Raw genomic sequence first — 13,137 nt, forward strand, 5'->3', positions numbered from 1 at the left:
GTAGGCCTGATAAGCAACGCGCCATCAGGCGGCCCGGCGCACATTGCCTGATGGCGCGTTGCTTATCAGGCCTACGATGGCCTCTCCGCGGTCATTTCACCGATAACCTCCGCATTTCTTGCACAATCTTCAACGTCACGCTGAGAATTGAGTATTATTGTGCCAAGTTGTCGTGAAGGAACCCTCTATGAAGCAAATCCGTATGCTGGCGCAATATTACGTCGACCTGATGATGAAGTTAGGTCTGGTGCGCTTTTCGCTGCTGTTGGCGCTGGCTCTGGTCGTGTTGGCAATTGTGGTGCAGATGGCTGTCACCATGGTGCTGCATGGCCAGGTAGAAAGCATTGATGTCATCCGTTCTATCTTTTTTGGTCTGTTAATTACCCCCTGGGCCGTCTATTTCTTGTCTGTGGTGGTGGAGCAACTTGAGGAGTCCCGGCAACGCCTGTCACGACTGGTACAAAAGCTGGAAGAGATGCGCGAGCGCGATCTGAAGCTCAATGTGCAGTTGAAGGATAATATTGCCCAGCTCAATCAGGAAATTGTTGAGCGTGAAAAAGCCGAAGCAGAGCGCCAGGAAACATTCGAGCAACTGAAGGTTGAAATCAAAGAGCGCGAAGAGGCGCAGATCCAGCTTGAGCAACAGTCTTCCTTTTTACGCTCTTTCCTTGATGCCTCGCCGGATCTGGTTTTTTATCGCAATGAAGATAAAGAGTTTTCCGGCTGTAACCGTGCTATGGAGCTGCTGACTGGCAAAAGCGAAAAGCAGCTGGTGAACTTAAAACCGGCTGACGTTTACTCTCCTGAAGCGGCTGAAAAGGTGATTGAGACCGACGAGAAGGTGTTCCGCCATAATGTTTCGCTCACCTACGAACAGTGGCTGGACTACCCGGACGGGCGCAAAGCCTGCTTTGAAATTCGCAAAGTGCCTTACTATGACCGCGTAGGTAAGCGACATGGTCTGATGGGCTTTGGGCGCGATATTACCGAGCGTAAGCGTTATCAGGATGCGCTTGAGCGCGCCAGCCGCGATAAGACCACCTTTATTTCTACCATCAGCCACGAGTTGCGCACCCCGCTTAACGGCATTGTCGGCTTAAGCCGGATCCTGCTGGATACGGATCTGACTGCGGAGCAGGAAAAATACCTTAAAACAATCCACGTCTCTGCTGTGACGCTGGGGAATATTTTCAACGATATTATCGACATGGATAAGATGGAGCGACGTAAAGTCCAGCTCGATAACCAGCCGATCGATTTCACCAGTTTTATGGCGGATCTGGAAAACCTCTCTGGCCTACAGGCGCAGCAAAAGGGGCTGCGTTTTGTGCTTGAGCCGACGTTACCGCTGCCGCATAAGGTCATTACCGACGGAACGCGTCTGCGTCAGATCCTGTGGAATCTGATCAGCAACGCCGTGAAGTTTACCCAGCAGGGGCAGGTGACCGTGCGGGCGCGCTATGACCAGGGGAATATGCTGCATTTCGAAGTTGAAGATTCCGGCATCGGCATTCCGCAGGATGAGCAGGATAAAATCTTCGCTATGTATTATCAGGTGAAGGACAGCAACGGCGGTAAACCGGCTACGGGGACAGGGATTGGTTTGGCCGTGTCGAAGCGTCTGGCGAAAAACATGGGCGGTGATATTACGGTTTCCAGCCAGGCAGGAAAAGGGTCCATCTTTACGCTGACTGTGCATGCGCCTGCGGTAGCGGAAGAGATTGAAGATGCTTTTGAAGACGATGAAATGCCGCTGCCAGCCCTGAATGTGCTGCTGGTAGAAGACATTGAGCTGAACGTTATTGTTGCGCGCTCCGTGCTGGAAAAATTAGGCAACAGCGTGGATGTCGCGATGACCGGGAAAGCCGCGCTGGAAATGTTTACGCCGGGTGAATATGACCTGGTGCTGTTGGATATTCAGCTACCGGATATGACCGGTCTGGATATCTCGCGGGAGCTCACGCAAAAATACGCCCGTGAAGATCTGCCACCGCTGGTTGCACTCACCGCCAACGTACTGAAAGATAAAAAAGAGTATCTGGACGCAGGCATGGACGACGTGCTGAGTAAGCCGCTGTCGGTTCCGGCGCTAACCGCCATGATCAAAAAATACTGGGATACCCGAAACGAAGAGGAGAGCACTGTGACATCTGAAGAAAGCAGTAAATCGCAAGCGCTGTTAGATATTCCTATGTTGGAACAATACCTCGAGCTGGTGGGACCGAAGTTAATTACCGACGGGCTGGCGGTGTTTGAGAAGATGATGCCGGGATATTTGAGCGTGCTGGAGTCCAACCTGACGGCACGGGATAAAAAAGGTGTTGTTGAGGAAGGCCATAAAATTAAAGGCGCAGCAGGTTCAGTGGGGCTGCGTCACCTGCAACAGCTAGGTCAGCAAATCCAGTCGCCGGATCTTCCTGCTTGGGAAGATAACGTTGCTGAATGGATTGAAGAGATGAAGCAGGAGTGGCAGCACGACGTGGCAGTATTAAAAGCCTGGGTGGCGAGCGTGGAAAAAAAATGACCCCGGCTTGACCGGGGTGCGCGAATACTGCGCCAACACCAGGGAAATCGTGGCTGCGCCGTAAATTATTATCATTGTTTACAAGGGCGCAGCCCTAATTTTCAGGCCGCACGCAGTTAAGATAGCAAATCTTAAATAATTTGTTACATGAATCAGTTAAATGTGTGAAGCGTAGCATTTAAATCATAATAACTAATATGTTTCAGCCAGTTGAGAAAGGAGTATTGCGATGAAAAAAGTGGGTGTAGTGCTCAGCGGATGCGGCGTGTATGACGGTGCAGAGATCCATGAAACTGTTCTCACGCTTCTGGCCATTGCCCGCAACGGCGCTCAGGCTGTCTGTTTCGCACCAGATAAACAACAAGCGGATGTGATTAATCATCTGACCGGCGAGCCGATGCTGGAAACTCGCAATGTGCTGATTGAAGCCGCGCGTATCACACGTGGCGATATTCGCCCACTTGCGCAGGCAGTCTCATCGGAACTGGATGCGTTGATCGTGCCGGGTGGGTTTGGTGCGGCCAAAAATCTGAGCAATTTTGCCAGTCAGGGCAGCGAATGCCGGGTTGACAGCGATTTAGCCGCGCTGGCGGTGGCCATGCATCAGGCGGGTAAGCCGTTGGGGTTTATGTGCATTGCGCCTGCCATGTTACCTAAAATTTTTGACTTCCCGCTGCGTCTGACCATCGGCACTGATATCGACACGGCAGAGGTGCTGGAAGAGATGGGCGCTGAGCATGTGCCTTGTCCGGTTGATGACATTGTCGTCGATGAAGACAACAAAATCGTTACCACGCCTGCCTATATGCTGGCGCAGGACATCGCTCAGGCTGCGAGTGGCATCGATAAACTGGTATCGCGTGTGCTGGTGCTGACTGAATGAGAAAAGGAGTAACCGCCTTTCTGCGACGTATTTTTCTGCGGGTGGTGGTTGTCCTCGCCGTATTCTGGGGCGGAGGCATCGCACTTTTCAGCGTGATGCCTGTGCCTTTCTCGGCGGTAATGGTCGAGCGACAGCTGGGCGCATGGCTGTCCGGTGATTTCGGCTATGTGGCGCACTCGGACTGGGTGAGCATGGATGGGATCTCACCGTGGATGGGACTGGCGGTGATTGCTGCGGAGGACCAGAAGTTTCCAGACCACTGGGGGTTTGACGTCACCGCCATAGAGAAAGCGCTGGCGCACAATGAACGCAATGAAAACCGCATTCGCGGGGCGTCAACGTTATCGCAACAGACGGCGAAAAACCTCTTTTTGTGGGATGGACGTAGCTGGGTGCGTAAAGGTCTCGAAGCCGGGCTAACGCTGGGTATGGAAACCGTCTGGAGTAAGAAACGTATTCTGACCGTCTATTTGAATATCGCCGAGTTTGGCGATGGGATATTTGGCGTGGAGGCGGCGGCGCAACGGTATTTTCATAAACCGGCCAGTCGGTTGAGCCTGTCTGAAGCGGCCTTGCTGGCGGCAGTATTGCCCAATCCTTTGCGTTTTAAGGCGAATGCGCCTTCTGGTTATGTGCGTAACCGCCAGGCCTGGATTATGCGCCAAATGCGCCAGTTAGGTGGTGAGTCGTTTATGCGGGAAAATAATCTGTATTAGCGTAGTTATTGCCGGATGCGGCGTAAACGCCTTATCCGGCCTACTGGCTACGTTCTGTGTACTCGATTAATCTTCATCAAACCCTGAATTAAACAGGGCAATCACTGCGGCCAGGGCTTCTACTTCCTGTGGTCCCGTGGCTTCGACTTCTATCTGACGCCCTTTGGCTGAATCCAGCATCAGCAGAGCGATAACGCTGTTGGCCTCGGCTTCCGTTCCTTCATCATTACGCAGCAAAACTTCTGCTTCGAAACCCTGCATCAATTCAAACAGTTTCATCGCTGGGCGGGCATGCATGCCCAGCTTATTGGTGATTTCAACGGTTTGCTTCACGGTCATGATTTACGTTTTTCCAGCGTACGATGGCGTGACTGCACGTTTTTACCGCGTGAGCGGAAGTAGTCTGCCAACTGCTCAGCAATATACACCGAACGGTGTTTCCCGCCGGTACAGCCGATGGCTACGGTAAGGTAGCTACGGTTGTTGGTCTCCAGCATGGGTAACCATAGCTCAAGATAGCTGCGAGTCTGGTAAATAAAATTGTGTACTTCTGTGTGCCTGTCGAGGAATGCGGCGACGGGGCGGTCAAGACCGGTCATTGGGCGCAGCTTTGGATCCCAGTGTGGGTTAGGCAGAAAGCGCACGTCAAAGACGTAATCCGCATCAATCGGGATACCGTGTTTGAAACCAAAGGATTCGAATACCATCGTCAATTCACGTTCACGTTTACCCAGCAGTCGGGTACGTAACATTTCCGCCAGTTCGTGTACGGACATTTCGGAGGTATCAACGATCAGGTCAGCGCGAGAGCGCAGTGGCTCCAGCAAATCGCTTTCCTTATCGATAGCGCTTTCCAGAGACAAGTTCTTGCTGGAGAGCGGGTGTAAACGGCGCGTGTCGCTGTAGCGACGAATCAGCGTGTTACGGTCTGCATCAAGGAACAGCAGCTGTGGTGAGAAACCCTCGGGCAGATTATTCATTGCCTGCTCAAAAATTTCCGGGGACTCAGGCATGTTGCGCACATCAATGCTGACGGCCGCAGAAATCTGGCGATCGGCCAGTGTACGAGCCAGATCGGGCAACAGCACTACGGGAAGGTTATCCACGCAGTAAAAACCCATATCTTCCAGCGCACGCAGGGCGACAGATTTACCTGACCCTGAACGGCCGCTGACGATCATCAGTACCATGTACTGTTTCTCCTCACAACGACAAAAAAGGATGCCATTGGGTTGTTATGCTTCATCCTGTCCACCTTCGGTGTCCGTGATGATTTGATACAACTCCTGGTCACTCTGCGCGGCGCGCAGACGACGACAGATGGTTTTATCTGCCAGACGTTTTGCGACCAGTGACAACGTATGCAAATGCGTCTTGGTTTGGTCTGCCGGGACCAGCAGGGCGAAAAGCAGATCGACAGGTTGATTATCAATGGCGTCGAAGGCGATAGGTGTTTCGAGTTGAACAAACACACCAACCGCGCGCATCGTGTCTTCTTCCAGCTTTCCGTGCGGGATAGCAATACCATTACCGATGCCGGTACTGCCCATTTTTTCACGCGTCAGAATGGCTTCAAATACCACCTGAGAAGGCAAGCTAAGCTGTTTTGCCGCAAGTTCGCTGATGATTTCCAGTGCGCGTTTCTTGCTTTGGCAGTGAACGCCTGCGCGTGTACATTCCTGGTTAAGAACAGTGCTCAGTTGTAGAGTCGTATCGTTATTTGTCATAATTTCACCTAAGCGCTAACTGTACAAATGGCCCGTTGTGCTACACAACAGGCCGTCCTGCACCCGCTAACTGCCCGGACAAGTTAGTGCTGTTTCAGTTTATCTTTATGTTTTGTTAACTGCCGAGCCAGTTTATCAATTAAACCGTCAATGGCGGCGTACATATCCTGACCTTCCGCGCTGGCATGAATTTCGCCACCGTTCACATGCAGTGTTGCATCCGAGATATGTGTAACCTTCTCCACTTTCAACACAATATAGACCTGATTAATCCGGTCGAAATATTGTTCGAGCTTGGCAAATTTTGTATTCACAAAATCGCGCAGGGCTTCGGTGATTTCGACGTTGTTTCCAGTGATGTTGAGCTGCATAGTGTCTTCCTTATCGGTTGGGTCACACCAGCTGTTTGCGCTGGTTAGACGGCGGAATGGATAAAGACTCTCGGTACTTCGCAACGGTGCGGCGCGCCACCATGATACCCTGTTCTGACAGCATAGAGGTTAACTTGCTGTCACTCAGCGGTTTCGCGGGGTTTTCCGCAGCAATTAATTTCTTCACCAGCGCACGGATAGCTGTGGATGAGGCTTCACCTCCGCCTTCAGTGTTAACGTGACTGGAAAAGAAATACTTCAATTCAAAAATGCCGCGCGGACTGTGCAGATACTTTTGCGTGGTCACACGGGAAATGGTCGATTCGTGCATCTCGACGGCCTGGGCGATATCCGCCAGTACCATCGGTTTCATATACTCTTCGCCTTGCTCAAAGAAGGCTTGCTGTTGCTCCACGATGCAGCGACTGACGCGCAGCAACGTATCATTGCGGCTTTCCAGGCTTTTAATCAGCCACTTCGCATCTTGCAGATTGCTACGAATAAACTGGCTGTCGGCATCGTTGCGCGCGCTATTGCACATGGCGGCGTAGTGCTGGTTAATCTGTAAGCGCGGAATGCTGTCGCCGTTGAGTTCGACCACCCAACGATCGTTATGCTTACGCACAAGCACATCCGGAATGACGTACTCCGGCTCGCCGGTCTGGATCGATTGCCCAGGTCTTGGATCCAGCGACTGAATAAGATTGACGGCTTCTTTCAGCACGTCTTCTTTCAGCCGGGTCACGCGCATCAGGGTGCGGAAGTCATGGTTGGCTAACAGATCGAGGTGATCGCTGATGATCAGGCGCGCTTCTTCCAGCCACGGCGTGGCTTTATCAAACTGCGAAAGTTGGATCAGTAAGCAGTCGCGGAGATCTTTGGCGGCCACGCCAACGGGATCAAAGCGCTGAACGCGTTTAAGCACAGCTTCGATTTCGTCCATACCGACGTCGTCATCACCCATGCTTTCGAGAATATCGTCCAGGGTCACGGTGAGATAACCGGTTTCGTCTACCGCATCTACAATGGATGTCGCAATGGCGCGATCGGTATCCGAGAACGGGGTCAGTTCCACTTGCCACATCAGGTAATCCTGTAGTGATTGCGTGGTCTCACCCTGATACACAGGCAGCTCGTCGTCGATGTAATCTCCGCTGGTGCCCGAAGGCGTCCCGGCGGTGTAAATTTCATCCCAACTGGCGTCAAGCGGCAACTCCTCAGGCATCTCTTTTTGTTCGAGTGCATCTGCGGTGTCGAGGGTTTCGCTGTCCTGTTTTTCCTGGGTATCAATTTCGTCGTGAAGATCGGTTTGCTCGAGCAGTGGGTTACTTTCCAGCGCTTGCTGAAGTTCTTGCTGAAGTTCCAGCGTGGACAGCTGCAACAGACGGATAGCCTGTTGTAGCTGAGGCGTCATCGCCAGTTGTTGGCTAAGCCTGAGTTGCAAACCTTGCTTCATGTTCAGAGTTGTTTTCTCCTGCAGTGACGTGAAGTCTTCTACCCTATCAGAGTCTGAAGTCTTCCCCAAGGTATACGCGCTTAACGTGCTCATCCTGCAGTATTTCTGTTGGCGTGCCGTGCGCGATCAGGTGTCCTTGACTTACGATATAGGCGCGCTCACACACTGCCAGCGTTTCGCGGACGTTGTGGTCGGTAATCAGCACGCCAAGGCCGCTGTCGCGCAGGTGTTCGATGATCCGTTTAATATCAATAACAGAAATCGGGTCAACACCGGCAAACGGTTCATCCAGCAGGATAAATTTCGGATTAGCGGCCAGTGCGCGAGCGATCTCCACGCGGCGTCGTTCACCACCGGAGAGCGACTGACCTAAGCTGTCACGCAGGTGCTCGATGTGGAATTCTTCCATCAGCTCGTTGGCGCGATCTTCCCGCTGCTCGCTGGTCAGATCGTCACGAATTTGCAGCACCGCCATCAGGTTATCAAACACGCTCAGGCGACGGAAAATAGACGCTTCCTGCGGTAAGTAGCCGATGCCGCGACGCGCGCGCGCATGCAGAGGCAGCAGACTGATGTCTTCGTCATCAATGATAATGTTGCCCGCATCGCGCGGGACAATGCCGACTACCATGTAAAAGGTTGTTGTCTTGCCTGCACCGTTAGGACCGAGCAGACCGACGATCTCCCCGGAGTTGACGGTCAGACTGACATCTTCAACCACACGACGGCCTTTATAGGCTTTTGCAAGGTTCTTTGCAGTTAATGTTGCCATAACGAATCAGTTACCTTTTTTCTCTGCCGGAGCCTTGTTTTTGTCCTGCAACTGCGACGGAACCAGAACGGTGGTGACGCGTTTGCCTTTATCGCTGAAGGCCTGCATTTTCTGCTCTTTTACCAGATAAGTGATCTTATCGCCCGTGATGTTGCTATCGAGTTGTTCCAGATATGCCTTGCCGGTGAGAACGACAAAGTCTTTCGCCAGTTCATAGTGCATGTGTGAGGCGCGGCCTTTCACCGGCTTACCGTTGTCCTGCATCTGGTAAAAGGTGGCGGGATCACCGTAACCATCAATCACTTCTTTACCGTCTTCACCGCCAGGGCGGGTCACGACGACTTTATCGGCGTTAATTTTGATGGTGCCCTGAGTCACAATCACGTTACCAGTAAACGTCACCACGTTGCCCTGCATATCCAGGGACTGCTGGTCCGACTCAATGTGAATCGGCTGCTCGGTATCGCCGGTGACGGCCAATGCCGGGATGCTGGCGGCCAGAAGTGAGCTGGCAAGTACAAGATTAAGGCTGAGTTTGTTTGTTTTGGATTTCATATGAGGTTCTAACCTTTTCAATCAGCTCGGCGTTCTTGCTGCGTAAGTTGCCGCGCATCTTCAGTCCGCTGGAGTTAAATGTTGTGCCATACAACGTCACCAGATCATCGGAAGTGACGTCTTGTGTCACCAGGTTAATCTGCGCGTTATCGGTCGTAATTCTGCGTAGTTGAGAGTCAGGCACCAGGGCGTTAACCTCAACATGGCCGTACAGATACAGCATCCGATCGTTGGTCAATTTGGCTTTGTCGGCCTTGATCGTCCAGGTCGGTACTTTATCCTTATCAAACGTGGTTAATACCGGTTGAGTAAACCACGAAACCGCTTGTTCCGAATAATATTCAACGTGTTGTGCGATCAAGTGATAGCTCAGCGCGCCTTCCGGACTATACACGACGGTATCAGTATGTTCGCTCTTATAGGTTGGCTCGTTGTTATTGACGACGACCTGAGTGGTGTCATCTTTGTCTGCCAGATTAATACCAATCATCACAAGGACAGCCAGCGACAGTAGAATGATAACCCAACGTCTGGTTTTGCTCATATCGATTGCCCTTTGGCCTCGTCCAGTTTGCCCTGCGCCAGGAGTAATAAATCGCAGACTTCACGCACAGCGCCACGTCCCCCATCAATGTGGGTGACATAATCAGCTCGCGGGATCAGCAAAGGGTGGGCATCTGCCACCGCGACGCTTAATCCCACTTTAGCCATCACCGGCCAGTCGATCAGGTCATCGCCAACGTAGGCGACATTCTCCGGCGCGATCGCCAGTTTGCTAAGGAGATCGCCAAAGGCAACCAGTTTGTCTGACTGCCCCTGATACAGGTGGGTGATCCCCAAAGTGGCACAGCGATCTTCTACAAGTTTAGCCTTTCGTCCGGTAATAATGGCAACCTCAATACCGGAAGTGAGCGCACAGCGAATACCGTAACCATCACGGACGTTAAAAGCCTTCAGCTCTTCACCGTTGTTGCCCATATAAATCAGACCATCAGACAGTACGCCATCCACATCCAGGATCAGCAAACGGATGTTTTCTGCCCGGGTGATAACGTCTGCGCTGACGGGTCCATAACAGGTCGCAAGCGACGCACCTGCTTTACTCATTTTCGTTATCCTTGAGTTTCTTACACTACACCTGCACGCAGCAGATCATGCATATGTAACACACCGAGTAACTGGTCGCCATCAGCAACCATTACCGAGGTGATATGGCGGGACTGCATTAAGTTCAGGGCATCGACGGCAAGAATACCCGGACGCACGCGAATGCCTCCAGGGGTCATCACATCGGCAATGCCTAACTGGCGTACATCAACGCCCATATCGAAGACACGACGTAAATCGCCATCGGTGAAAATACCGTCAATCTTCATGGCATCATCGCAAATGACGGTCATGCCGAGATTTTTACGCGTGATCTCAATTAAGGCGTCACGCAGGCTGGCGTTTTTGGTCACATGCGGGATCTCGTCGCCCGTATGCATAATATCGTTAACGCGCAGTAAAAGCTTACGGCCCAGTGCGCCACCGGGGTGAGACAACGCAAAATCTTCCGCGGTAAAGCCGCGCGCTTTTAATAATGCCACCGCGAGGGCATCGCCCATCACCAGTGTTGCTGTCGTACTGCTGGTCGGCGCCAGGCCTAACGGACAAGCTTCCTTGGGCACTTTAACACACAGATGCACATCTGCCGCACGCGCCATACTGCTTTCAGGACGACCGGTCATGCAGATCAGCGGTACATGAAGACGTTTTAATACCGGGATCAGCGCCGCTATCTCATTGGATTCACCGGAGTTAGAGATGGCGATGACCACATCCTGCGGCGAGACCATACCCAGATCGCCATGTGCGGCTTCGCCTGGGTGTACAAAAAATGAGGGGGTGCCGGTGCTGGCAAATGTGGCTGCCATTTTCCGCCCGATATGGCCGGATTTCCCCATTCCCATCACCACCACTTTGCCCGGGCAGCTGAATATTTTCTCGCATGCGAGGGTAAAATTGTGGTTGATGTACTGATCAAGCTCCGCCAGGCCTTCACGTTCAATTGCCAGGACTTCCTTGCCTGCTTGCTGAAAGTCAAAACCCGGTTGCAACTCTAAGTGCGACATAATGCGTTTCCAGTTATCCAACGAGAAGTGGCGATAACCAATACAGCATCGCCAGCCATATGATAAAACCGCCGGTCAGCAGCGCACCTGCGCCGCGACCAATCTGGCGCGGACGTCGCCAGCAGAGTAGTGCAAAAATCACGCTCACCAGCAGCATGACGCTATAGTCACGGGTGAAGGCCATTGGATTGACTTCACCTGGCGTAATCAACGCCGGTAGCCCGAGGACGATAGCGATATTAAAAATGTTTGCGCCGATAATGTTACCGACGGCAATATCGTTTTCACCTTTACGCAGACCCGCAATCGCTGTTGCCAGCTCCGGCAGGCTGGTACCAATGGCGACCACTGTCAGCCCGATAGTAAGTTCGCTCATGGCGAAATAGTTCGCCAGTACGGTCGCGTTGTCCACCACCATACGTGTTGCCATTGGCATGATAATCAGCGCAATGCCCAACCACAAAAATGCGACTGGCAATCCGCCTTCGCGCGGCAGCTCAGCTATCTGCTCACGTGTCAGGCTGTCATTGCCTTGTCGCTCGGCCAGACGGGCGATTTTAACAATGAATAGCAGCCATAGCACGGCCAGAAGCAGAAGAAAGAAACCGTCGCTGCGGCTTAACTGCCCGTCATACAGGACGGATGCAGCTAAAATACTTACCAGCAACATTAGCGGTAATTCACGACGCAGAACATCAGAATGCACGGTAAAAGGATGAATCAGCGCCGACAGGCCTAAAATAAGCAGAATGTTGGTGATGTTAGAACCTATGGCGGTCCCGACAGCCAGATCGAGTTGCCCATTCATCGATGCGGCAATGGAGACAATTATCTCGGGTAACGACGTACCCATGCTGACCACGGTCATTCCAATGATAATGGGAGGAATACCGAAATTTCGACATAAAATGGATGCGGCAAATACCAGACGGTCGGCACCGTAGACCACCAGAAGTAAACCAATTATTAACAGCGCCGTCGCTAAAAGCATCTAAAGTCCTTTCTTCAGGTATACTCGCCGGTCCACTTGAAGGATCTTCTGGAAGCCGTAACGAAGTCTTAATTTTGACTTTATGCGGCTAAAAAGTAAAACAAATGCCAGCTTTCGCTAACCAGGACAGGCAATAATCTGTAAATATGTTGAGTTCATGGCTGAATTGAGCGCCAAACTCTTCGATCAACGAGGCAATAGTAAAGGATGAATCAATGGGGCAGTCTGTGGCGAATCTAGTCGATATGCGCGATGTCAGCTTTTCCCGGGGTGACCGCTGCATCTTTGATAATATTTCCCTGACGGTACCGCGCGGTAAGGTGACGGCGATCATGGGGCCATCAGGCATCGGCAAAACGACGCTGTTGCGTCTGATTGGCGGACAGATCCCCCCGGATAAGGGCGAGATCCTGTTTGACGGTGAGAACGTCCCGGCCATGTCCCGTTCGCGTTTATTTACCGTGAGAAAGCGCATGAGTATGCTGTTTCAGTCTGGTGCGCTATTTACCGACATGAATGTGTTTGACAACGTCGCGTACCCTCTGCGCGAGCATACGACGTTGCCAGCGCCGTTGCTGAAGAGCACGGTGATGATGAAGCTCGAGGCCGTCGGCCTGCGGGGTGCGGCCAAATTAATGCCTTCTGAATTATCCGGTGGGATGGCGCGTCGCGCCGCGTTAGCACGTGCTATCGCGCTGGAGCCAGACCTCATCATGTTTGATGAGCCGTTCGTCGGCCAGGATCCCATCACCATGGGCGTTCTGGTGAAGCTGATTTCAGAACTGAACAGCGCGCTGGGCGTCACCTGTGTGGTGGTATCCCATGATGTGCCTGAGGTACTGAGTATTGCGGATTACGCCTATATAATGGCGGACAAAAAAATAGTGGCCTACGGTAGTGCTCAGGCACTACAAGAAAATGCCGATCCGCGCGTACGCCAGTTCCTGGACGGCATTGCCGATGGACCGGTTCCGTTCCGTTACCCGGCGGGCGACTACCACATCGATTTACTCAAAACAGGGAGTTAA

Annotated in this window: 15 protein-coding genes; 4 read left to right on the top strand and 11 right to left on the bottom strand. The window is 52.3% G+C overall.

The features are described 5' to 3' along the window. Nucleotides 1–187: 187 nt before the first annotated feature. The 3 genes from arcB (at nucleotide 188) to mtgA (ending at nucleotide 4,123) form a co-directional block, all read left to right on the top strand. Nucleotides 188–2,524, top strand: coding sequence for an aerobic respiration two-component sensor histidine kinase ArcB (arcB, locus tag ACHHZ7_RS09550; protein WP_020996355.1), 2,337 nt, complete (start codon nucleotides 188–190; stop codon nucleotides 2,522–2,524). A gap of 229 nt (nucleotides 2,525–2,753) precedes the next feature. Beyond that, nucleotides 2,754–3,407 carry an isoprenoid biosynthesis glyoxalase ElbB gene (elbB, locus tag ACHHZ7_RS09555; protein WP_003828774.1) on the top strand — a complete coding sequence of 218 codons (654 nt, stop codon included), beginning with the start codon at nucleotides 2,754–2,756 and terminating at the stop codon, nucleotides 3,405–3,407. Beyond that, complete coding sequence (mtgA, locus tag ACHHZ7_RS09560) at nucleotides 3,404–4,123, top strand: monofunctional biosynthetic peptidoglycan transglycosylase (RefSeq protein WP_060683130.1); 720 nt, start codon at nucleotides 3,404–3,406, stop codon at nucleotides 4,121–4,123. Before elbB ends, mtgA begins: the two co-directional genes overlap by 4 nt. Before the next feature lie 66 nt (nucleotides 4,124–4,189). Here mtgA and npr read toward each other — a convergent pair whose 3' ends face one another. The 11 genes from npr to ACHHZ7_RS09615 form a co-directional block, all read right to left on the bottom strand. After that, nucleotides 4,190–4,462, bottom strand: a complete 273-nt coding sequence (gene npr, locus ACHHZ7_RS09565) for a PTS phosphocarrier protein NPr (protein WP_003828770.1) — start codon at nucleotides 4,460–4,462, stop codon at nucleotides 4,190–4,192. After that, on the bottom strand, nucleotides 4,459–5,313 hold the full coding sequence (gene rapZ / locus ACHHZ7_RS09570; protein ID WP_003025085.1) for an RNase adapter RapZ: 855 nt from the start codon (nucleotides 5,311–5,313) through the stop codon (nucleotides 4,459–4,461). Before rapZ ends, npr begins: the two co-directional genes overlap by 4 nt. A gap of 45 nt (nucleotides 5,314–5,358) precedes the next feature. Then, the gene (ptsN, locus tag ACHHZ7_RS09575) at nucleotides 5,359–5,850 is read right to left on the bottom strand and encodes a PTS IIA-like nitrogen regulatory protein PtsN (protein ID WP_003025083.1); all 492 of its coding nucleotides are present in this window, start codon (nucleotides 5,848–5,850) and stop codon (nucleotides 5,359–5,361) included. An 83-nt stretch (nucleotides 5,851–5,933) separates the two neighbouring features. Continuing rightward, complete coding sequence (gene hpf, locus ACHHZ7_RS09580; RefSeq protein ID WP_003025078.1) at nucleotides 5,934–6,221, bottom strand: ribosome hibernation promoting factor; 288 nt, start codon at nucleotides 6,219–6,221, stop codon at nucleotides 5,934–5,936. A gap of 22 nt (nucleotides 6,222–6,243) precedes the next feature. Next, entirely contained in the window at nucleotides 6,244–7,677 is a 1,434-nt protein-coding gene (gene rpoN, locus ACHHZ7_RS09585; protein WP_008785934.1) for an RNA polymerase factor sigma-54, read from the bottom strand. Between the two features lie 46 nt (nucleotides 7,678–7,723). Continuing rightward, entirely contained in the window at nucleotides 7,724–8,449 is a 726-nt protein-coding gene (lptB, locus tag ACHHZ7_RS09590; RefSeq protein WP_003828761.1) for an LPS export ABC transporter ATP-binding protein, read from the bottom strand. A 6-nt stretch (nucleotides 8,450–8,455) separates the two neighbouring features. Continuing rightward, on the bottom strand, nucleotides 8,456–9,004 hold the full coding sequence (lptA, locus tag ACHHZ7_RS09595; RefSeq protein WP_032945118.1) for a lipopolysaccharide ABC transporter substrate-binding protein LptA: 549 nt from the start codon (nucleotides 9,002–9,004) through the stop codon (nucleotides 8,456–8,458). Then, on the bottom strand, nucleotides 8,973–9,548 hold the full coding sequence (gene lptC / locus ACHHZ7_RS09600; RefSeq protein ID WP_008785932.1) for an LPS export ABC transporter periplasmic protein LptC: 576 nt from the start codon (nucleotides 9,546–9,548) through the stop codon (nucleotides 8,973–8,975). The genes lptA and lptC overlap by 32 nt, the downstream gene beginning before the upstream one ends. After that, nucleotides 9,545–10,111 carry a 3-deoxy-manno-octulosonate-8-phosphatase KdsC gene (gene kdsC / locus ACHHZ7_RS09605; RefSeq protein WP_032945113.1) on the bottom strand — a complete coding sequence of 189 codons (567 nt, stop codon included), beginning with the start codon at nucleotides 10,109–10,111 and terminating at the stop codon, nucleotides 9,545–9,547. Before kdsC ends, lptC begins: the two co-directional genes overlap by 4 nt. A 20-nt stretch (nucleotides 10,112–10,131) precedes the next feature. Continuing rightward, entirely contained in the window at nucleotides 10,132–11,118 is a 987-nt protein-coding gene (gene kdsD / locus ACHHZ7_RS09610; protein WP_020996354.1) for an arabinose-5-phosphate isomerase KdsD, read from the bottom strand. Nucleotides 11,119–11,131: 13 nt separating this feature from the next. Further along, nucleotides 11,132–12,109: a calcium/sodium antiporter gene (locus tag ACHHZ7_RS09615; RefSeq protein ID WP_060683131.1), complete on the bottom strand. Its 978-nt coding sequence runs from the start codon at nucleotides 12,107–12,109 to the stop codon at nucleotides 11,132–11,134. Nucleotides 12,110–12,324: 215 nt separating this feature from the next. On the opposite strand from ACHHZ7_RS09615, the gene mlaF reads away from it, so the two are divergent. Continuing rightward, nucleotides 12,325–13,137, top strand: a complete 813-nt coding sequence (gene mlaF / locus ACHHZ7_RS09620) for a phospholipid ABC transporter ATP-binding protein MlaF (protein WP_003828749.1) — start codon at nucleotides 12,325–12,327, stop codon at nucleotides 13,135–13,137.

It is taken from the genome of Citrobacter freundii complex sp. 2024EL-00216, assembly GCF_043945515.1.
Lineage (GTDB): Bacteria > Pseudomonadota > Gammaproteobacteria > Enterobacterales > Enterobacteriaceae > Citrobacter > Citrobacter portucalensis.